The organism is Lacisediminimonas profundi (assembly GCF_008831265.1).
GTDB lineage: Bacteria > Pseudomonadota > Gammaproteobacteria > Burkholderiales > Burkholderiaceae_D > Lacisediminimonas > Lacisediminimonas profundi.
The window spans coordinates 908,693-928,699 of sequence record NZ_VTTH01000002.1; the positions used below are offsets into that span (position 1 = coordinate 908,693).

Consider the following 20,007-nt stretch of genomic DNA (forward strand, 5'->3'; position numbering starts at 1 on the left):
GATTCATATCGAGTCTGACCCCAAAGGCGGAAGGCCTTCCACCCTGAGCTCGCCGCGCATCAGCGGGGCGGCGACGATCCGGTAGACATCCGGATCGAAACCGCCCTTGCGCAGCGGCGGCGTGCCTTGCAGCGATGCGAGCATGCCGCGATAGGACCAGCCATCGATCACGTGCACGCGCTCCAGGCCGGCACGTTCCTCGACTATCCCGATTGCACCGGCGAACGGCCAGACGCTGGCCTGCAGGGCCGCCAGCGCCCTGCTGCGCCGGCGCCGGTACGCCGCTATCGGTTCATGACCAACGCAGGCGCCACCGCACTGCCCTAACTGGCGCGCGAAACACCCCCTGCCGGAATGCTTCGCCTCCAGTCCGGTCAAGGCCGGACAAAGGCGTGAGCGCCTGACCAGTTGCTGCAGGGCCGCCTCGGCAGCCGAGCGGGAAGCGTAAGCCCCGTACGTGCGCAGCCCATCCAGCGCGGCATCGGAAGAACGCATCGCCGCCAGCGCCAGTGCGCCTCTCGCACCGGCCAGCACCCACGGCTGTTCCGGCCACACCAGCATGCGGTTGTAGCGCGGCTGCCAACGCTTGATCAGCTGCGACTCCTGCAGCAGCGCCCCGATCTCCCCCGCGGTCTCGATAAAATCGATGGATGCGCTTTCAAGCAGCATCTGCGCCTCGTCCCCATTGCGCAGATGCGCCGCCACCCGGCTGCGGATGTTCACGCTCTTGCCGATGTAAATCGGCCGCCGCCGGCTGTCGCGAAAGATGTAGACGCCCGGAGCAGCCGGCAACGCGGCCAGGTCTTCGGTCGAAAAAGCGTGTTCCGGGCGGGTCTTGTTACGGCCGGGCAGCACGAACAATCCTGCGGAGGTAATCTTGACGGGCATGTGAGGAATTGACAATGAAAGCCAGGCGCAACGGCCCGGCCGGCCATCAGAATAAACTCCATTGTCCGCACTTGAAATGTCCGACAGTCAACAAGGATAATGGGGTCATATTGAATTGAATGAATTGGAATGAATTGGCCCAATTCATTTGACCCCAATTCATTCACATAAAAATCAGGAGCGACATGAATCTTTACGCAAAACTCAAGGCCCGCGCGGCCCAGGGCAGACCAGTCCGGGTGGGCCTGATCGGCGCTGGCAAATTCGGCTCGATGTACCTGTCGCAGGTGCCACGCACGCCCGGCACCCATCTGGTCGGGATTGCCGATCTGTCAGTCGAACGTGCCCGCGCCGCGCTGAAAAACGTGCATTGGCAGGAACAGCGCTATGCGGCAGCATCGCTGGAGCAAGCCGCGAAGGACGGCACCACCGCCATTATCGAAGACAGCATGGCGCTGATCGCATCCCCCTTCATCGACGTCGTGATCGATGCGACTGGCAGCCCGTCCGCCGGCATTGCCCATGTGCTGGCCTGCTGCGAGCACAAGAAGCACATCGTGATGGTGAATGTCGAAGCCGATGCGCTGGCCGGGCCGCTGCTCAAGCGCCGCGCCGATGAAGCGGGCATCGTCTACTCGCTGGCCTACGGCGACCAGCCGGCGCTGATCTGCGAGATGGTCGACTGGGCGCGCGCGGCCGGCTTCGAAGTCATCGCTGCCGGCAAGGGCACCAAATACCTGCCGACCTACCACGCCTCGACACCGGCCACCGTGTGGGACCACTACGGCCTGACTGCCGAACAGGCCCAACAGGGCGGCATGAACGCGCAAATGTTCAACAGTTTCCTTGACGGCACCAAGAGTGCGATCGAAATGGCGGCGGTGTCCAATGCCACCGGATTGCGCGCCCCTGACGGACTGCGCTTCCCGCCGGTGGGCGTGGACGACCTGGCCCGTGTGCTGCGCCCACGCGAGGACGGCGGCATCCTTGAGCATCGCGGACAGGTGGAAGTGATCTCCAGCCTGGAGCGCGACGCGCGCCCGGTGTTCCGCGACCTGCGCTGGGGCGTGTATGTGACCTTTGCTGCCGGCAGCGAATATGTAGAGCGCTGCTTCAAGGAATATGGCCTGGTGACCGACCCCAGCGGCAAGTACTCGTCGATGTACAAGCCGTTCCACCTGATCGGTCTGGAACTGGGCATCAGCGTGGCCTCGGTCGCATTGCGCGGCGAGGCGACCGGCGCTCCCGTTGGCTGGGGCGGCGATGTCGTGGCCACCGCCAAACGCGACCTGGCTGCCGGCGAGGCGCTGGATGGCGAAGGCGGCTTCACGGTATACGGCAAGCTGATGCCGGCGCAGGACTCGATGCGATTGAAGGGCCTGCCGCTCGGGCTGGCGCATGGCGTCAAATTGAAGCGGGTGGTACGGGCCGGGGAAGCGGTCAGCTGGGATGATGTTGGCTATGACGCGAACTCACAAGCGGTGCGGTTCAGGCGGGAGATGGAGGCGGTGTTCGCCAGGGAGATCGGGTAAAAATAGTGGGGTCAGACTCGATATGGATTAGAGATATTGGTAAATGACGGGATCAGAATCAACATAATTTATATCGAGTCTGACCCCGTTATTTTTAATGGCGAATCGGCGGCGTCGAGTTTTGTAACAGGCGCAGCAGGTCGGCCTGCCTGGTCGTGCCGGTCTTGGAGAACATGTGCTGCAGGTGGGTGCGAATGGTCGGCTCGGTGACGCCGAGCATGTCGGCGGCCTCTGTGCCGCCCAACCCCTGGGAAAGCGCCAGCAGCACGCGCAGTTCACCGCCGGTGAGTTTATGCAGCCTGGCGAATGCCTCACCCGGCATGAGTGGCGCCTGGGCGGGATCCTGCATGAACACGGCGACTGATGCAGCAAACGGTGCAAGAATGCCGCTGCGCTCACCACCCTGGATCGGAAGGAGGGTCGCAACGTAGCCGCCGCCGACGCCATCCGGAATCGCCACGGAATGTTGGCTTATATCCGTGTCGGCGTCATCTCGCGTCGCATCCTCAATCGCCTTCGACAGTGCAGCGCGAGCCGCTGAATCGGTAGGAGAAACCCGATTGCTAACAAGGCAAATCGAATTGCCGGACTTGATCTGGCGCTCGGCAGCCTGGTTCATGTAAACGACGCGGCCATCGCGCGCCGTGAGGAAAACACCAGAAACAAGTCCATCAAGCGTCTTTTCCAGCATCTCCGACCGCAGCGCGCGGATATCCAGCGCATCCGAAATGGCGAGTGCACGACATACGTGTGGAGAGAGTAGCTTGAACAGACAGACATCACGCTCTTGGTAATGCGATGCGTTTTCGCTCCGGGAGGCATGCAGGGAAGCAATGCAGCCCCCGGTCCGCAATGCGGGAAACCAGATCATATCCAGCAGTCCGAACGGCTGTAGCACCTCTCGAAAAAAGCGGCTATCGAGCAACTGGCAACGATCCATCGAGAGTGCGCTGACGTCGCCGATATTCGAGACGACATCGGCAGCGGCCATTGGACTTTCCGCGTACTGACTTCCCAATTTTTCCAGGAATTCCGGCTGATATCCGAATACGAACAACTGGTCGCTTTGCACGTGCCGCAGATCATGAACGCATATTCCGCCCCCCGTGCTTTCACAGATATCTGCAAGCTTTCGACAAGTCGCCTCCCAGCGCTGCGGATCGAGCGCACAGTCATAGATCGCACCTATCAAGTCGGATAACTCGTGGGCGGAAAGTCGCTCAAGGCCGATCACGGCAGAACCGTCCAGGCGCAGGCATGCCGAGGAGCCATGCCATGAAAACATCCGGGGAATGGCTGCAGGAATGCGCGCCAGGCAACACGTCCGATCGCGTCGAATCCGGTGCAGAAGCTGCCAGCGGACATGCCCATGAGAAACCTCATATTTTTCTCTTGATTTCGCATTGACCGTAACAGGAAAAAGTCAAATTCGCCAGTCGCATCATCGCTTCCGATGAGGCAGCGCGAAGCATCATTGCCTATGCTGGAAAACTGATCAAGGCGGCCCTTGCACATCGCGGTGATACCGCATTAACGAGGTGCAAGGGAATTCACTCGACACTTCTCACCAGGAGTTGCAAATGACAAAGGAACCCGACACCGGAGACAGCGAACGGCAGTGCCGGCCTGTCGCATCCATCGCACTGAGAACTGGCGGCGCAATCTGCGCCATGATTCTCGGTGGACTATCCATTGCCTCGTGCAGTTCAAGCGTGGCCGACGCTTCCACAGCCAACGCGGCCCAGGCCAGCACCGAGATCAAAACAGCCGCCGCAACACTGTTTATCCCTGAACGGCTCGATCACACAGTGGTAAATCAACACAGCACCGCACACGATTCGGACTTGCCCGGAGCGTCCATCGGCGAAAAATAAATTGGGGTCCGACTCGATATAAATCACATCAAGTCTGACCCCAAGCTATTGACCACAATTTATTTATATCGAGTCTGACCCCGTTATATTTCAAGAACTTCAGGAAAATCTGGCCGTCCAACCCGGTTCACCATGCACGCGCCGTTTGGCTGAGATGTCGGGTGTCAGGAAAAGGAGGCAGTCATGATTGCGCTACCGATAATCTGGCAGCGCCTCTTGAGCGAAGACGGCAAGACCTGTGACCGCTGCAATGCGACATACGAGGAGATGCTGCGGGCGGTGGGCAAGCTAAAGGAATCGCTGCGCCCGCTGGGTATCGACCCGATGCTTGAGGTCAAAGAGCTGGATGTCAAGTCATTCGAGGCCAACCCTTCTGAGTCAAACCGCATCTGGATCGGGGGTAGACCTATGGAGGAATGGCTCGATGCGAGCGTCGGAAGCAGTCCTTGCTGTTCTGTTTGTGGTGACTCGAAATGCCGGACCGTTGAGGTGGAGGGAAACACGTTTGAGGTCATTCCCGAGAAGCTCTTGGTCAAGGCTTCTTTGGTCGCTGCCTCACAATTGTTGAAATAAATTGGGGTCAGACTCGATACAAATCACATCAAGTCTGACCCCAAGCTATTGAGCACAATTTATTTATATCGAGTCTGATCCCAATTTATTTTTTCCCATCCGCGACCTGGGTTATGACCAGTCCAACGATCAGCAATCCGACGCCAAACAGTCTGGTGAGACTCACTGGCCGGACAACCGCGCCCAACAAGCCAAAATTATCGATGACGACAGAGACAATGATCTGGGCAGATACAGCGCAGACAATGAAATTGGCAACGCCGATCCTGGGGGCAAGGATCGTGGCACTGATCACATAAAAGCCGACAATGACGCCGCCGAGGTAATCGATTGGCCTGATGGCGCCTAGCTCGCGCAAGTCAGGAAGCGATTTGGTGAAGAAGAGAGCGCAAGCCAGAGAGAACAAGAAGCTGACACCGAACAGCACCACAGGAGCGTGCACCGCATCCCCGATTGTCCTTCCCAATCGACCATTCAGAATGGCCATTACAGGAATGAATGCGCCGGCCAGCGCGGCCCACAATAACAATCTGCTTGAAATCATGCTGTCTTTGAGTTGATACGGTCCGGGACCATGGAGTCTATCACTGCGTGCATGGCCTGTTTCCTGAAGCTTCGGCGCCGGCAACAAGGAGAGCCGGGCTAAAAACTATTGGCGTCCGAGCGAAATCCGCCCGATATCCCCCTGCAAAAGTGGACGGAGCATTCCTGGCGACTGAAGTAATTCGAGTCTGCCCCCAATTCACTTGGCTATGCCTTGCTCACGCAGAAAACGCAGCGTCCCCGGGTGCAGCAACTCCGGCCGCGGTGCGGCATTCCATGTGTTCAAGGCTGTCGTCTCGCGCGCTTGCGGCAGTATCTCGCCGATCAAACGGTCGCCGCGATGCAGGGCCCGGGCCAGCCGGTAGGCTTGCTCCTCGTTGCGGTCGGGATGGGCCAGGATGAAACTCCACGAGCCCACAGAATTCAGCGGCTGGTCCTGGCCACGGAAACTGCCGGCGGGTAGTGTCAGCGCCTTCAGGAAAGCATGCCGGGCCAGGATGCGTTCCCGCTCCCGGGCATCGGGCACGATGAAGCGCCCGCCCTGCGGTGCATTCATGACCGCGACGAATCCGGGCCAGCTGCTGCCTGCGCCCCACAGCGCGTCGACCTCGCCTTTGGCCAGCAGGCCCGGTCCCTCGCCGGCGCGGTCGAGGAATACCGCCTGGAAGTCGCGCGTCATGTCCATGCCCAGTCCGTCCAGCACGTAGCGCGCCAGCAGCACCAGTCCGGAACTACGGGCGCCGAATGCGACCCGCTTGCCACGCAGGTCCTGGATCGATCTTGCGGGCGAATCGGCGCGGACCACGAACATGCCGGGCTGCGAGTACATTGCGGCCACGATCGCCAGCCGCGCCGGCGGCCGTCCAGTGCCAATCCATGCCTCATGCGCCGCCTCTCCCTGCACCAGCCCGAAGTCGAGCTTGCCCTGCTCCAGCAGCGGAATGTTCTCCAGGCTGCCGCGGGTATTGCGCGCTTCGATCTTCAGCGCCGGGTCAGTCTGCGCGACGGTGCGAACTACCGCATCGCCATACACCGGAAAACCGCCGCCGTGGGTGGCGGTGCCAAGTGAAACGGTGAGGGGAAGCTCGGCTTGGGTCTGGGTCTGGGCCTGGGCTTGGGCCGCTCCCGGCAAGGCCGACAGCAGCATCATGCCGAAACCGGCAATCAAACGACGTCTGGACTGGATCATGGCGTACGTCCTCTGGCAACTAGGCCGGCACACTGCTTTCGTCCATCCTGCGCGCCAGGCGCGCGACGTTGCCCAGCGAAAGCAGGTGCGCATGAATCCATCCAAGGTAACCGGAGCGCAGCAGCGACACACTCTGCTCGTCGCCCAACTGGCCCAAACGCACTTCATCGACCACCCACAAGCCTTCCAGCTGCTGCTTCTTCCCTTCCCGCTCGACAGCAATCACTTTCGGCACCAGCAGGCCAAGTTCGGCCAGCCTGGCGGCGAAGGCGCTGGTGCGCGTCATTTCGGTATGGAACAGGCGCAGGAAGTCGAGCACGTTCTTCAGATATGCGGCTTCCTGCCCGTCGGCGCCGAACAACGCTTCACCGCTGGCTTCGCCCAGGTACTCGCAGGCTTCGTCGATGCACACGGTCAGGTCTTCGCTGGCATCGGTGCCGGCCAGCACGAAGGGATAGCGGCGCGCAAATGCCGGCAGGTAGGTATTGGGACTCCAGCGCCCCTGTTCGTCGACGAACAGGTTGCGGTTGGCTTCCAGCCCGAGCAGCGCCGCCATGGTGAACGGTCCGCCCTCCTGTCCGACGAACACGATCGGGTAGTCGCGCGCCGCTTCGGCCAGTTCGCTGCCTGCGAGCAGGACCGAATTGGTCTTTGCCGCAAAGGAAAAATCATTCTGCCTGACGTCGATCTTCAGCTTGTGGTGACGGTCCCGGTTCAAGGGCACCGCACGCTCGTAAAAAACCATGTCTGTCATTTTTTCGCTCCCATGAAAAAGCCCCCTCCCCGCCCGCCCCTTGCGAACGAGGGATACATTCATTCATCCGGACATCCCGATCAGATCCACAGTGTCAGCCGCAAGTAATCCACCAGCCGATGCGTCAGCACCCAGGCCAGCGGACGGTAACCGACATGGACCTTGGCCACGCCGGTCATGCCCGGACGCCACCACGATGGATGCGGCGCAGTGGTTTCGGCGCGCACCGGAAAGGTATTGTGGCCGTCCTTGACGCCGGCTGCCGGCGTGATGCGGCGCACCCGCATGTCGTAGGTCTGGTTCGGATTGCTCACCAGCATGATCGATGCATCCTGGCCGACTTGCAGCGCATGGATGTCGCGCTCCTTGACCGAGATCTCGGCATACAGCCGGTCGACCCGGGCAACCTTGACCACCGTGTCGCCACGCTTGACCGCGCCGCCAAGGTTCTTCCTGGGCTCGCCCTCCACCACCACGCCTGAAATCGGCGACGTCACGCTGGCATGCTTGAGGCGGAATTCGACCTGCTCCAGTTTAGCCTGCGCCTGTTCCACCTGGGCCTCGGCGATGCGCATTTCGGACAATTGGCTGGCGGCGCGCCGCTTCTCGACTTCGCGGCTGTTCTGCGCAATGTCTGCCAGTGCGGCTGCCCGCTCCAGCATCAACTCCCGGACCGACAGCGAAAACACTGTCTCCCCGGCGCGCACCGCGGCGCCCAGCGTGGCGTTACTGGAGTCGATATAGCCGTCGAAGGGCGCCCCGACGAAGGCCATGTCGTCGGTCTTGACCATGAAACTGCCCTCGACCGAATACGGCAGCGGCGCCAGCATCAGGAGCAGCAAAGCGAGTGCCAGCCCGATCGAAAAACGCCGGCCTTCGGCCGTCATCGGTCGCAGTTGGCGCGGCAGGCTGCGCCACATTTCGGCGCCGATGCGCCTGAACACGTTGCGCTGCGCTTTTTCCAGGTCGCGCAGCGGCCGCGCCACCTGGTCGCACAGCAGGCGCAGCATCCATGTCTCGGCAGCTGAAAACGCGCTTGCCTGCCGTTCGCAGACGATGGCGCCGAGCTTGTCCTGCCGCTTGTCCTGCCCATACGTGAGCGGCAGCGTCAGCATGTGCCCCGGTTGGGCCGCTTCCACATATTGGCGATGAGCGCGGGTCACGACCTTGCCGGAATCGGGCCAGGCGATCTCCTTGCCCTGCAGCAGCGCCTCCTGCCCGGCCTCCTCCAGCAGTTCGGAGATTTCGCTACGGCGCTGGACTTTCTCGCTGTGACTGACGGCACGCAAGCGCAAACCGTCGCGCGCCATCCAGGCCAGGGACACCTGCTCGCAGCCGTATCGTTCGGTGAGGGCGTTGACGAAACCCAGCGCGGCTTGGTCGAAGCGCTCCGATTCCAGCACCTTGCCCAGCAGTTCGAGCGCCTGCGAATACTGGTTCACCTGGCGCTCGTTGTCATGGGTATTGCGGGTCTGCTCGTAGAAGCGCGGCACCCAGCCGACCAGCCGCATTTCACCCTCGGCCGGCACGCCCGCCGCATCCGGCACATGCACGCACAGCAGCAACTCGCGGTCAGCCGCCTGCGGCCGGAACAGCACCAGCGCAGCACGCCAGCCGCCCAACAGCACCTGGCCGGCCGCCACTTCCTGTTCCAGCGTCTGTTGCACCAGCTCGCCGGCCACGGTGGCGGTCAGCGCCGGCACCTGCTGCGTGCCGCCGGCCAGCACCGGCCAACTGTTGACCACGCTCCAGCCCTGGGTCGGCGGCTGTCCGGGCAGGCGCGTGTAGAGCGCGGCAAACTCGCCGTGCAGCGCGCGGCAGCCGGCCTCGGTCCATTGCTGCCAGAATTCATTCGGCTGGCCCTGGAATCCCCGCAAATCATCAAGGCTTGGTATCGATTCAGACATGTTTAGAAGCCGGTCCTGTCGAGCTGGGTATCCTGCTCAAGTATCTGTTTGCGCTGACGGAAACTTCTCTTTTCGGCGCGCGCCTGCGCCAGCTTCAGCAGCCACGGCGCCATCATCGCACCGATGCCGCTGGCCACGCCCGAAGCCGATCCTGCACCAAGGCCATGATCCAGCCGCGCGTTCCAGAAATGCAGCAAAAGTCCGGGCAGGAAGCGCCGGAACAATTCGTCGTCGGCGCAGGCAAAGCACTGCACCGTGCCGGGATCTCCCTGGCGGGCGCAACGGCCCATCAACTGGCGGTCGATGCGGGCCAGGTCATTCGGCTCGCCGATGATCACATGCAGGCCGCCGGCCTGCCGCACCGGCTCGTCAAGGGCAATGTCGGTGCCGCGCCCTGCCATGTTGGTGGCGATCACGATCGAACCGGCCTCGCCTGCCCTGGCGACGATGCCGGTCTCGAGCGCATGGTTGACCGCGTGCAGCAGCGGCACCCGCGCGCCAAGCGCCGGATCGATCGCGCACAGCCGCGCATGCAGCGCTTCGCTGGTGCACACGCTGCGCATGCCGATCAGCACCGCCCTGCCGGCAGTGGCCATGCCGATCGCGGCGCGCACGATGGCATCGAATTTGTCGTCCTCGTGACGGAACACCTGCAGCGGCAGGAAGCTGCGCTGCACCGGCCGGTGGGTCGGGATGCGCACGGTGGCCAGGCGGTACACCCCCAGCAGTTCCGAGCGCGCTTCGTCGGCCGTGCCGGTCATGCCGCCCATTTTCGGGAACAAGCGGAAAAAGCGCTGGAAACTGCGCCGCGCCGAGACTTCGGTGGGCGGGGAAACCGGCAAGCCGTGCGCCACCTCCAGCACCTGCTGCATGCCGAGCGACAGCGTACGCTGCTCGGCCAGCCGCCCGGTCAGTTCATCGACCAGCACGATCTCCTCATCGCGGATCACGAAGTGCCGGTTCAATTCGAGCAGATGGATCGCGTACAGCGCCTGCTCGGCCAGTTCATGCGCCCGCGCCGGGCTCTGCCAGAACGCCGAGAAATGGCTGGCCATTGCTTCGACCCGGTCGCGGCCTTCCTGGGTCAGGCTGACATGCCGCAAGGGCCGGTTCAGGTTGAAGTGGATTTCCGGCTCCAGCTTGCGCGCCATTTGCACGGCGCCGATCGCGGCCTGTTCCAGCGTATCGTCAGGCCGTTCGGAGGAAATGATCAGAGGGGTGACAGCCTCGTCGATCAGCACGCTGTCGGCCTCGTCGACGATTACCTGGGACAGGCCGCGCATGACGACGCCCGGGTAAGTAGCGTCGCCGCCCTGGCCGATGCAGCGCAGCGAAAAGCCGCTGCGGGTGGGCACCCGGCCCAGCGCCAGCTGGTCACGCAGGAAGTCGCCCAGCAATTCCTTGGCGGTGGTGTAGACGACGTCATGGCGGTAGGCTGCGGCCCGGCTGCCGAGCGGCGTCGCGCCATCTATATGGGTCACGCTCAGTCCGCAGAAAGCGAACAGCCTGGCCGCCAGTTCGGCATCGCGCGCGGCCAGGTAATCGTTGGCGGTCAATACATGCACTGGCCAGCCGCGCCAGGCGGCGGCGATGGCGGCCATGGTGGCGGTCAGGGTCTTGCCCTCGCCGGTCGCCATCTCGGCGATTTCGCCACGCAACAGGGTAAGCGCGCCCATCAGCTGCTCGGCATGGGGCGTCAGTCCGCTGACCCGCATCACGGCTGCCGCGGCGGCCGCCATGGCGTCGTCGGCCTCGGGTCCTTCGTGACCATCAGGGCCAGCCGCGATGCGGCATTCGCCGGCCACCCGCTGCAGCACCTCGCGCAGCGCCTGGTCGTCGAGTTGGTGATAGGCCAACGCTGCATCCAGCACCCGCTGGCTGCGCTGGCGCAGTGCGTTCAAGGGATTGCGCCAGCGGCGGGCCCAGGCGGCGAAACGATAGCCCGCATTGTCCAGCCACGGCCGGAATGGCGGCTCGCGGTGCGCTTCCAGCACGAACAGGCTTTCGCTGGGCAGGATCGATGACGGCCCCTCACTGAGCCCGGGCTGCAGGCCGGACTTCAGTCCGGTTTGCCGCAGCAGTGCGGCAAAGTCGGCATTGCCGATGTTGACCGGGGCGTTCATCAGACTTGATACCTGCGCTGGAAGAACTGGCGCGCCTTGACCCACGCCTGCACCGCCAGCGGTGAAGCCGGTAGCTTGATCTTTATCCACCCGGAGCGGCCATTGCGCACGGCGTCCACCCCCGGCCGGCGTTGCGCTCCGGGCAAGTCGGCCTGCAGCAGGAAGAATGGCTCGGCGCTCTGTTTGCCGGAGGGGTCGGCCGTGGTCACCGCCACTTCTCCGCCCGCCAGCGGGCTGAGCGCGGCCGAGGGCAGGGTTTCGCTGGAATGGGGCACCAGCGTCAGGTTCTGCGCCGGGTACAGCGTTCCCCGCTCGCCTTCGAAGCGCACTTCCAGCGCGCGCCGGTCGGCGCCGGTCAGGATGGCGCCAGCCTCTTGCTGGATCACGCCGACGAAACGATGGCTGCGGTCATCGATCACCTGCCCCAGCTCGGCGCCGCGCTGGACCCAGGCGCCGCGCCGGAAATCCGATTCCGGGGCAAGCCAGTATCCGGCATGGGCGGCCTTCACCGTCAGCGCCGCCTTCTGTTTCAGCAGCGAGGCTTTCAGCTCGTCCAGTGTTTCGAGCCGCTGCTGCAGCGGCGCCTGGTCGACCCCTGATTCGCTGATCGCTTTCGCTTCCATCAGTTGGGCCTGCACGATCTGGGCCGAAACACCCGCTAATTCAATATCCAGTTCGGGATTGTCCAGTTCGAGAATCAGCGTGCCCGGCTCGACCCAGCTTCCTGATGCCACGTGCATGTTGCGGATCACGCCGCCGCCTTCGGTGAATACGCGCGTGAGCCTGACCGCTTCCGCGACGCCCGGCACGATGCGGTTGTCCGGAACAGGCACCAGCACGATTGCCAGCACCAGCGCGCCAAGGGCGAAGCCGCCGCGCCGCACCAGCAACTTGTGCTGGAACAGGAAGTATGGATTGGTCAGGGAGCGCCAGGCCTTCTGCAGCGGCGTCACGAAGGTAGTGATCATCAGCGCCAGCGCGACCAACAGCCCGATGCCGAAATAGGCGTCGGCGATGAACAGCACGATGCCGAGCATCACCGTCAGCCGATAAATGTTGGAGGCGACAAAGAACGCCGCCAGCCAGAACGCGGTGGCGGGCGTCTTTTGCTCGGTGCCGCTGTCGTCCATCGCCAGCACGCGGCGCCGGAACCAGCCATTGAACTGGGACTTGGCCTGCTCGTGCAGGTTGGGCACGCCGATCAGGTCGGACAGGATGTAATAGCCGTCGAAGCGCATCAGCGGATTGATGTTGAAGACCAGCGTGTAGATCGCGGTCGAAAACATCAGGTTGTATGCGATCTCGTTGACCACGCCCGGCGGCGAATTGGCCCAGACGATGGTCGCCGCGGACGCCACCACCATGTCGGTCAGCATGCCCGCCGCGCCGATCAGCGCGCGCTTGCGCGAATCGCGCATGGCCCAACTGGACGAGACATCGACATAAGGCAGGGGCGTCAACATCAGCAACATCACGCCCATGGTGCGGACCTCGCCTCCAAAACGCTTGCACATGGCGGCGTGCCCCAGTTCATGCAGGCCCTTGGCGACAAAAATCGCCAGGTAGAGCAGCACGACATTGTCGGCCTGCAGCAGGGTCTCGGCCTGATTCCAGGCGCGCGAGCCGCCGCCGATCAGTTCGACCAATCCCCATCCCGCCAGCAGCAGCACCAGCACGGCGCTGGCCGGGCTGATCAGCAAGCGGATCAGGGGCATGCCCTTGCGCAGCCACGGTTCGGGATCGACCAGCGGGATCCGCATGAACATCATTTCGGACATCCGCGCCGGCAAGGGCTTGCGCTTTTTCTGTTCCTCGCGCTCCAGCAGCCGGCCTTCGTCGGCGTTGCCAGCGATCATGATCAGGTTGTTGCGGTACAGGCTGGACAGCAACTGGAACACATCCTCCTGTCCCGGCGTTTCCAGTGGATCGGACTCTATCGACTCGCGCCAGACATCATCGACCCTGGCGTCGACCGACAGGCGGGTGAGGAAGCGCCAGGTGGCGGGACTGACGCGGTGGAAGCTGTTGTGGGTGCGCTCGTGCAGGACATACCAGGGCTCGTTGCGGTAACGGTGCAGACGCACGGATACCGTCGGGCGCAGGCCCAGGCGGAGATCCGCGATGCGGTACCAGTTATCCGAGAACGTCTTGCCCATGCTGCCTTCCTTGCGGAGTTGACATCACCGTCCCGCGATCAGCGTTTTTGCGGGCCGAGCAGCAGCCGGGCCGTCATGCCGGCCCGCACCGGCGTACGGCCGGGAACCAGTTCCACCTTCACTTCACGCAGGCCGCTGGCGGCATCCACCACCGGCGACACGAACAGCACCTTGCCCTGCACGGGCTTGTTGTCGGCCACGGTCAGGCCAACCTTGTCGCCTGCCTTCAGGTGCTCGACCTGCGCCGATGGCACGTTGGCCACGAACAGGATCTTGCTCAGGTCGCACAGCTTCATCGCCGGTTCGTTGGCCTGCACGCTTTCGCCGACCTGCCGCAGTATCTTGGTGACGATACCGGGCACCGGCGCACGCAAGGAACGGCGGTCGAAGTTTTCGCGGGTGGTCAGGTAGTCGAGCCGCTCCATTTCCTTGGCGGCCTTGAGTCGGGCGACGTCGTTGACGGCCAGTTCATGCGCCAGTTCGCGGTTCTGCAATTCTTCACGGCTGATGCCCTGCGTGCTGTTGAATACTTCCCGCGCCGCGCTGGCCTGCTGCGCCGCCGTCGTCATCCGTGCCTGCGCAGCCGACAGTTCGGCATTGCTTTTCCACTGGACCAGGCGCCGTTCGACTTCAAGCGCCTCGGCGGAATTGTCGAGGCTGACCAGCACCTGCCCCGGCTTTACCACGCTGCCTTCCGCAACCCGCAGTTGCCCGATCCGGCCGGTCAGCGGGAACCCCAGGCTGAGATCGTTATGGCAGCGGGTGATGCCTTTCACCGACAACTCGCCGGAATCAGCGGCGGGCAGCTTTGCCACGGGCGCCGGATCGGCCGGCAGTGTCGCAGCGGCCGGCCGCATTGGCGGCTGCTGTTGCGCATGCGCAGCCGAGGCTGCCAGCGCCAACAGTGCGGCCAGAACTGGTTGCACTGGCAGCACTGATAACCAGGATCCTGCGCTTCGTCGTTGTCGTGTCATGGGACTCTTGATCTGCTTGTTCTATTGTTCCAGGCCGAGGCGCACCAGCACATTGCCCTGCACCTGCGACACCATGAAACTGGCGCGGTTGGCAATCACGATACTGTCGGCCAATGCCTCTTCGGCCACCAACAGATCGAGCTGCCGCTTCATCAGGTCGAGCGCCGACTTGCGGCCTTCCCTGACCAGGCCTTCATCTATGCGCAGCAACTCGCGCTGCGCCCGGGCGTTTTCCTGCTGCCGCGCTACCTGCTGCAGACCCTTGTCCAGCACCGCCATGCTGCTCTCCACCTCGTTGGCGATCCTCTGCTCGACGGCGGATTTCGCCAGCCCGGCCTGCTGGCGCCGCACTGCGGCCGTCTCGTATTCGCTGCTGCGCTTCTGGTCGCCTTGCAGGAAATAGCGAAACTGCAAGCCGACCGACCAGGTGTTATAGGGCGAGCCGGTGAACAGGTAATCATTGGGGGCGCGGTAATAACGGGCCAGGTCGTCCACCCCGTAGCGCAGCGACAGGCTGAGTTCGGGCAGCAACTGGTTGCGCGCAAACTCCACCCTGATGTCTTCCCGCTCCTCTTTCAGCCGGTTGACCCGCAATTCCGGTCGCCGGGACAAGGACAGTTCCAGCGGGCTGAGCGAGGATGCCTCACCCTGCACGCCGGAGCCGGGGGCGGAGACCGGAGCAGGCGCCAGCATTACCACCGGGTCGGAAGGCACGGTGCGGCGGGCGCGCAGGCTGCTGCCGCTGTCGCGCTCGCGCGCCGCGATCATGGCACGGAACGTATTGAGTTGCTCTTCGTAGTCCTGCTGCGCCTGCGCCAGTTGCGAGCGGCGCTGCGCCGCAGTCGATTCCATGTCCTGCACGTCGAATGCGGATTTCAGCCCACGTTCCTGCTGGCGCCGGACTTCGGCCAGCAAGCGCTCTGCAATCGCGCTGGCCTCGGTGCGCAAGCGCGCACGCTCGCGCGCCCGCTGGACGTTGAAGTAAGCAGAAACCCCGTCCATCACGCGCTGGCTGACTACTTGGCGCAGCATTTCACGCGCCACCATCTGTTCGCGCTCGGCGATCCGGATCGCGGCATTGGTGGCCGCGATGCCGCCGCCGCGCAGCAGCGGCTGGGTCAGCTTGGCGCCAAGGTTGGAACGGTATTCAGGCCCGGTGATGCCGATGCCGGCCTGCAGGCTGTTGGTGGAGCGCGACACGTTATAGGAGAACTCGACGTCGGCCCCGGTAGCGGTCTTCAAGTTGATGCCGGATTTCAATTGCCCGATCCGCGACGCGTAGTCGGCGGTGCCGGCGCGCTGCAGGATTTCGCTGGACGAGTTCTGCATGCGGCTGGACTCCAGCTCGCTGGTGGCAAAGAAGGAGGGTTCGAAAATCGCCGCCGCTCCCTTCACGCCGTGCTCGGCGATCGCCGCTTCGTAGCGCTGGATCAGTACCGACTCGTCGGCCACCGCGATCAATCCGGCAAACGCCTTCAGGCTGACCGGCTCCGCGGCGTCGGTGTCGGCTTCTGATTTGGCCCCGGACTGCGTCACGCCGCCCGGACGGCTGACCTTCGTCGCCAACGCCAGCGATGCCGGGGCCGGGGCCGGCGCCCTGCCCGCAACCTGTGCGGGCACTTCGGCAACCACGATGCTTCCAAGGACGGCCAGGATGCTCGCCAGACGGAACCGCTTCATCACCCGATACTAGACAATCTTGCCGACCTTGGTCTCGTATTCCTGCAATACGCGTTGCAGCGTCTCGACGAAATTCTTGGCCACCGACGGCGTCATGATGATCCGGGACGACAGCGCGATCACGATCTCGTCGCCGACCGATCCCCAGGTCTGGTTGGTGCCGAACAGCAGGGTCACTTCATCCTTGCTCATGCCGACATTGGCGACATTGGCGTAGTGGCTGGCCATATTGCGGTCGTCGAAACGGACCCGCACCTTGCGGTCTTCGCCCGCGCCTTGCGCCGGGCCTGGCTGCGCTGCCTGCGCTGCTGCATTCACGTCCAGCACATCCTCCTGGCCGGCAGCCTTGGCGTCGTTCTGCTTGGTAGTCATCCTGCTTCCCTCCCCATTGTCCAAAGGAAAATTATTCTAAGCGGTAAAGCCCTTGTCCGTCATGCAAAATCCAGCTTCCCCGCGACGAATTTTGTGCTGCGACGCCGGACCGTTTTCATCCGGTCCGGCGGTCCGCACTGGCCTCGTCATGCCGGCCTATTTCGACTTCCCGAGCGCCTTGCCGTTGTTTCCCTTGTCCGCTGCCGCGGCGGCCGGCGGCACGACGGCCGGCTGCGTTTGGGCGGGGCTGGTTGCGGTGGCGATCTGCTGCAGTACGGTCACGATGGAAGGCGTGCTCGCGGCCGGGACTGCAATGCCAAGCGCAGCCAGGATCGAGACCGGCTGGGCGACCACTGTTGTGCTGCTGGTAGCCGTGATCGCCGTCACCGCCGTCACCGATGCAGCAACTGGCGGCGCGCCGACTTGCCCGGCGGTGCTGGAGACGGTCACCGTAGCCGTCGGCTCGATGGCCGGCGTGGCGGTCGGGACAGGATCGATCACCGTCGCCGTCAGCGTCAGCGGCTCGCGGATCGGCGTGGTCAGGCTGGTGATCACCGGACCGGCCGTCAGCGGAACAGGCAGCCCGATGTCGCCGCTCGCGTCCGTGCTGGCGGTCGTGGTCACGCTCGCCAGCGGCTCATCGTAACGACCATGGTAGCCATGGTGGCCGTTGTCGTGCTCGAAGTCCCACAGGTGGCGTTCGAGATCGAAGTGATGCCGGATATGGATCGCCTGGTGCCGCAAATTGATGACCTGGCCCGCAGCCGGCGGCGTGTTGCTGTCGGAATGGGTCTTCGAATCGTAGCGGATGCGGCCTTCGCTCGACAGCCAGATCGCGCCATCGCCACGATTCCAGATCCCCTGGCTGCCGACCGTGAAGCCGATCGCATCGTGAAGGTAGATGCCGCCGCTCAGCGCATTGCGGGCGCTGACGATCTGCGCATTCACATTGATGTTATGGCGCAGGTCGTAGTAGCGATGGTTCAGGTGGTGCCAGACATGATCCGTCGGCCGGTCGAAGTCGTCGTACCAGTCGGGTACGAAGTGCTCCTCGGTAGCAGGCGGAATCTTGCGGCGGTCGTCCTGGTCGTACTTGTCTTGTCCGAGCGCCTTGCCGTTGCCCATGCCCGGCTCGTCGTCGCCATAGGAACTGGCATCGTAATACCAGCCCGAGGCGTCCTTGAACTTGTGGCTGTTGTCGCGCTGGTCGTGATAGAAGGACTCGCGCTGGTCGTCGTATTCGTCCTCGTGATAGTCGTAATAGCGGTTGAAGCCGATGCCGCGCGCCGCATCCATGGTCAGGATGTTCGTCACGATCAGGTCTTCTTCCGCCACCGTGTTATCGATGATGGCCATGCCGGTACGCAGCGTGACGGTATTGGCCGCCTCGACCCGGTCCAGGCGGATATGCCCGGCGGCATCCATGGTGGCGCTGTCCGACGCCTGCACCAGGGTGTCGGCATCTTCCATCGTGAAAGCGCCGGCCAGCAGGGTGACGCTGATCCGGGTCGCTTGCAACCGCGAGGAATCGTTCATCGTGCCGGCGCCGCCGGTGATGGTCAGGGTCAGCGCGTTGCCCGCAAGTACCACAGCGTCCTGGCTCAGCACCAGGTCGGAGCCGATCGTGCCGATCAGATCGGTGCCGGCGCTGACCAGGGTCTGGCCAGTCATCAGCCAGTCGGCGCCGACGTCGAGCTGCAGCGTGGTCGCGACCGTGATCTTCGCCCGGTCGGCCAGGATCAGGTCCTCGCCGGTCGTCAATGAAGCCGAGGAATGCACGCTCAGCTGCGCATCGCCCGCAAGCACCATATCCCGGCCGACGGCGAGGTCGAGCGGACCGCCGACTGTCAGGCTGGCTGAATCCTGCAGGCCGAGGTTGCCGCCGATCTGCAGGGAGGCCATGCCCGTGACGTCGATCGCTGCGCTGTCTTGCAGGCGCAGGTCGTTGCCGATTGCGGCCTCCAGGTCGGCGCCGACCGTCATGCGTGAGTCGGCCCGCATCAGCACATCGGACGAGACGTCGAGCGCAGTGTCACCGCTCGAATCGATACGCACGCCGTCGCCGCTGCTCAAGCTTCCGCCCTGCACGTTCAGATTGATGACCGTCGCCGTCAGCGTTGCCCCGGTATCGAGCAGCACATCGCCGCCGGCGGCCGAGACCGTCAGCGTATCCACTGCAAACAAGGCCGACGCCGTGTTGATGGCGATGCTGCCGTCACTGGTGGCGAGGATGAAGTCCTCACCCGAGCGGGCCTGGGATGCGTCCACCATAGTGACATCGCCGCTGCCGATCGCCACCGACATGTCGCCGTCCGCCAGCATGGAGGCGTGCGTCAGTGCCAGGTCGCCGGTGCCGATGGTCAGCGTGAGTTGCTGGCCGGAGCTCATTTCCGCACTGTCGGCCAGCGTGACGTTGCCGACATTCACCGCCATCGTCAGGTCTCCGCCTTCGGTGCGCATCACCGCACCGTTCGACAGGCTCAGGTTGCCCTGCACGAAGCCGTTCAAGGCGCCGCTGATGAGCATCGTGGCATTGTCGGCCATGCTCAGGTTGCCCGTGGCAACCGTCAGGTCCAGCGAAGCCGCCGTCACCGATGCCAGGGAACCGACGCTCACATCGCCGTCGCCGGCCGTCAGCGTCATGCCTTCAGCCGCAGCCAGTACTGCCTGCGTCGAGAAGCTGATGTCGCCGGCATCCACCGTGAACAGCATGCCCTCGCCGGCCGTCATCGATGCGCGGTCGGCGAAGCTGACGTTGCCGGTGCCGACTTCGAAGGTCAGTTGCTGTGCCGCTGCCATCACGGCATCGGTCGAGAAGCTGGTGTCACCCGTGCCAACCGTCACCGTCATGCCGGCCCCGGCCGTCATACTGGCTTCGGTCGCGAAGCTCAGGTTGCCGGTACCGATCGTGACCACGGCTTCACCGCTGGAGGCCATACGGGCGCGGTCCGCGAAGCTGACGTCGCCAGTGCCAACCGACAGGGTCAGTTGCTGTGCGGCCGACATCAGCGCATCGGTACCGAAGCTCACGTTGCCGGTGTTCACTGCCAGCGTCAGGTTCTGGTCCGACGTCATCTCGGCCGAATCGGAAGCCGTGACGCTGCCGACATTCACCGCCATCGTCAGGTCGCCGCCTTCGGTGCGCATCACCGCATCGTTCGACAGGCTCAGGTTGCCCTGGACGAAGCCGTTCAAGGTGCCGCTGATGATCATCGAAGCACTGTCGGCCATGCTCAGGTTGCCCGTGGCAACCGTCAGGTCCAGCGAAGCCGCCGTGACCGATGCCAGGGAACCGAAGCTGACATCGCCGTCGCCGGCCGTCAGCGTCATGTCTTCAGCCGCAGCCAGTACTGCCTGCGTCGAGAAGCTGATGTCGCCGGCATCCACCGTGAACAGCATGCCCTCGCCGGCCGTCATCGATGCGCGGTCGGCGAAGCTGACG

Annotated in this window: 15 protein-coding genes; 3 read left to right on the plus strand and 12 right to left on the minus strand. The window is 63.7% G+C overall.

Annotation, left to right across the window (positions count from 1 at the left end):
* Nucleotides 1-3 precede the first annotated feature (3 nt).
* Nucleotides 4-888: a GIY-YIG nuclease family protein gene (locus tag FVE66_RS09860; RefSeq protein ID WP_151447195.1), complete on the minus strand. Its 885-nt coding sequence runs from the start codon at nt 886-888 to the stop codon at nt 4-6.
* A gap of 185 nt (nt 889-1,073) precedes the next feature.
* Here FVE66_RS09860 and FVE66_RS09865 point away from each other — a divergent pair, with 185 nt between their 5' ends.
* Complete coding sequence (locus FVE66_RS09865; protein WP_151447196.1) at nt 1,074-2,420, plus strand: NAD(P)H-dependent oxidoreductase; 1,347 nt, start codon at nt 1,074-1,076, stop codon at nt 2,418-2,420.
* A gap of 94 nt (nt 2,421-2,514) precedes the next feature.
* Here FVE66_RS09865 and FVE66_RS09870 read toward each other — a convergent pair whose 3' ends face one another.
* The gene (locus FVE66_RS09870; protein WP_241673116.1) at nt 2,515-3,705 is read right to left on the minus strand and encodes a helix-turn-helix transcriptional regulator; all 1,191 of its coding nucleotides are present in this window, start codon (nt 3,703-3,705) and stop codon (nt 2,515-2,517) included.
* Between the two features lie 295 nt (nt 3,706-4,000).
* Between FVE66_RS09870 and FVE66_RS09875 the strand changes: the two genes are divergently transcribed.
* Nucleotides 4,001-4,294: a hypothetical protein gene (locus tag FVE66_RS09875; RefSeq protein WP_151447197.1), complete on the plus strand. Its 294-nt coding sequence runs from the start codon at nt 4,001-4,003 to the stop codon at nt 4,292-4,294.
* Between the two features lie 183 nt (nt 4,295-4,477).
* Nucleotides 4,478-4,867 (plus strand): DUF2703 domain-containing protein, encoded by a 390-nt coding sequence (locus FVE66_RS09880; RefSeq protein WP_151447198.1) that lies wholly within the window; start codon nt 4,478-4,480, stop codon nt 4,865-4,867.
* An 85-nt stretch (nt 4,868-4,952) separates the two neighbouring features.
* Here the strand turns inward: FVE66_RS09880 and FVE66_RS09885 are convergent, their stop codons facing one another.
* The 10 genes from FVE66_RS09885 to FVE66_RS20170 form a co-directional block, all read right to left on the minus strand.
* Nucleotides 4,953-5,411, minus strand: a complete 459-nt coding sequence (locus FVE66_RS09885) for a DMT family transporter (protein WP_151447199.1) — start codon at nt 5,409-5,411, stop codon at nt 4,953-4,955.
* Nucleotides 5,412-5,609: 198 nt separating this feature from the next.
* A complete protein-coding gene (locus tag FVE66_RS09890) occupies nt 5,610-6,599 on the minus strand; it encodes a TAXI family TRAP transporter solute-binding subunit (protein WP_206668734.1) in 990 nt (329 codons plus the stop codon).
* 19 nt (nt 6,600-6,618) lie between these two features.
* Nucleotides 6,619-7,353 carry a SapC family protein gene (locus FVE66_RS09895; protein ID WP_151447200.1) on the minus strand — a complete coding sequence of 245 codons (735 nt, stop codon included), beginning with the start codon at nt 7,351-7,353 and terminating at the stop codon, nt 6,619-6,621.
* A gap of 80 nt (nt 7,354-7,433) precedes the next feature.
* The gene (locus tag FVE66_RS09900; RefSeq protein ID WP_151447201.1) at nt 7,434-9,260 is read right to left on the minus strand and encodes an efflux RND transporter periplasmic adaptor subunit; all 1,827 of its coding nucleotides are present in this window, start codon (nt 9,258-9,260) and stop codon (nt 7,434-7,436) included.
* A gap of 2 nt (nt 9,261-9,262) precedes the next feature.
* Nucleotides 9,263-11,383 carry a preprotein translocase subunit SecA gene (locus FVE66_RS09905; RefSeq protein WP_151447202.1) on the minus strand — a complete coding sequence of 707 codons (2,121 nt, stop codon included), beginning with the start codon at nt 11,381-11,383 and terminating at the stop codon, nt 9,263-9,265.
* Nucleotides 11,383-13,539 (minus strand): hypothetical protein, encoded by a 2,157-nt coding sequence (locus tag FVE66_RS09910; RefSeq protein WP_151447203.1) that lies wholly within the window; start codon nt 13,537-13,539, stop codon nt 11,383-11,385. The genes FVE66_RS09905 and FVE66_RS09910 overlap by 1 nt, the downstream gene beginning before the upstream one ends.
* Nucleotides 13,540-13,577: 38 nt before the next feature.
* Nucleotides 13,578-14,465, minus strand: a complete 888-nt coding sequence (locus FVE66_RS09915; protein ID WP_161993241.1) for an efflux RND transporter periplasmic adaptor subunit — start codon at nt 14,463-14,465, stop codon at nt 13,578-13,580.
* Between the two features lie 69 nt (nt 14,466-14,534).
* Complete coding sequence (locus FVE66_RS09920; protein WP_151447205.1) at nt 14,535-16,193, minus strand: TolC family protein; 1,659 nt, start codon at nt 16,191-16,193, stop codon at nt 14,535-14,537.
* A gap of 9 nt (nt 16,194-16,202) precedes the next feature.
* A complete protein-coding gene (locus tag FVE66_RS09925; protein ID WP_151447206.1) occupies nt 16,203-16,565 on the minus strand; it encodes a DUF3467 domain-containing protein in 363 nt (120 codons plus the stop codon).
* Between the two features lie 156 nt (nt 16,566-16,721).
* Nucleotides 16,722-20,007, minus strand: a 3,286-nt coding sequence (locus FVE66_RS20170) for a hypothetical protein (protein ID WP_161993242.1), incomplete at its 5' end; no start/stop codon positions are given.

Coding starts and splice junctions, on each gene's coding strand:
- FVE66_RS09860 (WP_151447195.1), bottom strand. CDS start 888: ATGCCCGTCAAGATTACCTCCGCAGGATTGTTCGTGCTGCCCGGCCGT.
- FVE66_RS09865 (WP_151447196.1), top strand. CDS start 1,074: ATGAATCTTTACGCAAAACTCAAGGCCCGCGCGGCCCAGGGCAGACCA.
- FVE66_RS09870 (WP_241673116.1), bottom strand. CDS start 3,705: ATGTTTTCATGGCATGGCTCCTCGGCATGCCTGCGCCTGGACGGTTCT.
- FVE66_RS09875 (WP_151447197.1), top strand. CDS start 4,001: ATGACAAAGGAACCCGACACCGGAGACAGCGAACGGCAGTGCCGGCCT.
- FVE66_RS09880 (WP_151447198.1), top strand. CDS start 4,478: ATGATTGCGCTACCGATAATCTGGCAGCGCCTCTTGAGCGAAGACGGC.
- FVE66_RS09885 (WP_151447199.1), bottom strand. CDS start 5,411: ATGATTTCAAGCAGATTGTTATTGTGGGCCGCGCTGGCCGGCGCATTC.
- FVE66_RS09890 (WP_206668734.1), bottom strand. CDS start 6,599: ATGATCCAGTCCAGACGTCGTTTGATTGCCGGTTTCGGCATGATGCTG.
- FVE66_RS09895 (WP_151447200.1), bottom strand. CDS start 7,353: ATGACAGACATGGTTTTTTACGAGCGTGCGGTGCCCTTGAACCGGGAC.
- FVE66_RS09900 (WP_151447201.1), bottom strand. CDS start 9,260: ATGTCTGAATCGATACCAAGCCTTGATGATTTGCGGGGATTCCAGGGC.
- FVE66_RS09905 (WP_151447202.1), bottom strand. CDS start 11,383: ATGAACGCCCCGGTCAACATCGGCAATGCCGACTTTGCCGCACTGCTG.
- FVE66_RS09910 (WP_151447203.1), bottom strand. CDS start 13,539: ATGGGCAAGACGTTCTCGGATAACTGGTACCGCATCGCGGATCTCCGC.
- FVE66_RS09920 (WP_151447205.1), bottom strand. CDS start 16,193: ATGAAGCGGTTCCGTCTGGCGAGCATCCTGGCCGTCCTTGGAAGCATC.
- FVE66_RS09925 (WP_151447206.1), bottom strand. CDS start 16,565: ATGACTACCAAGCAGAACGACGCCAAGGCTGCCGGCCAGGAGGATGTG.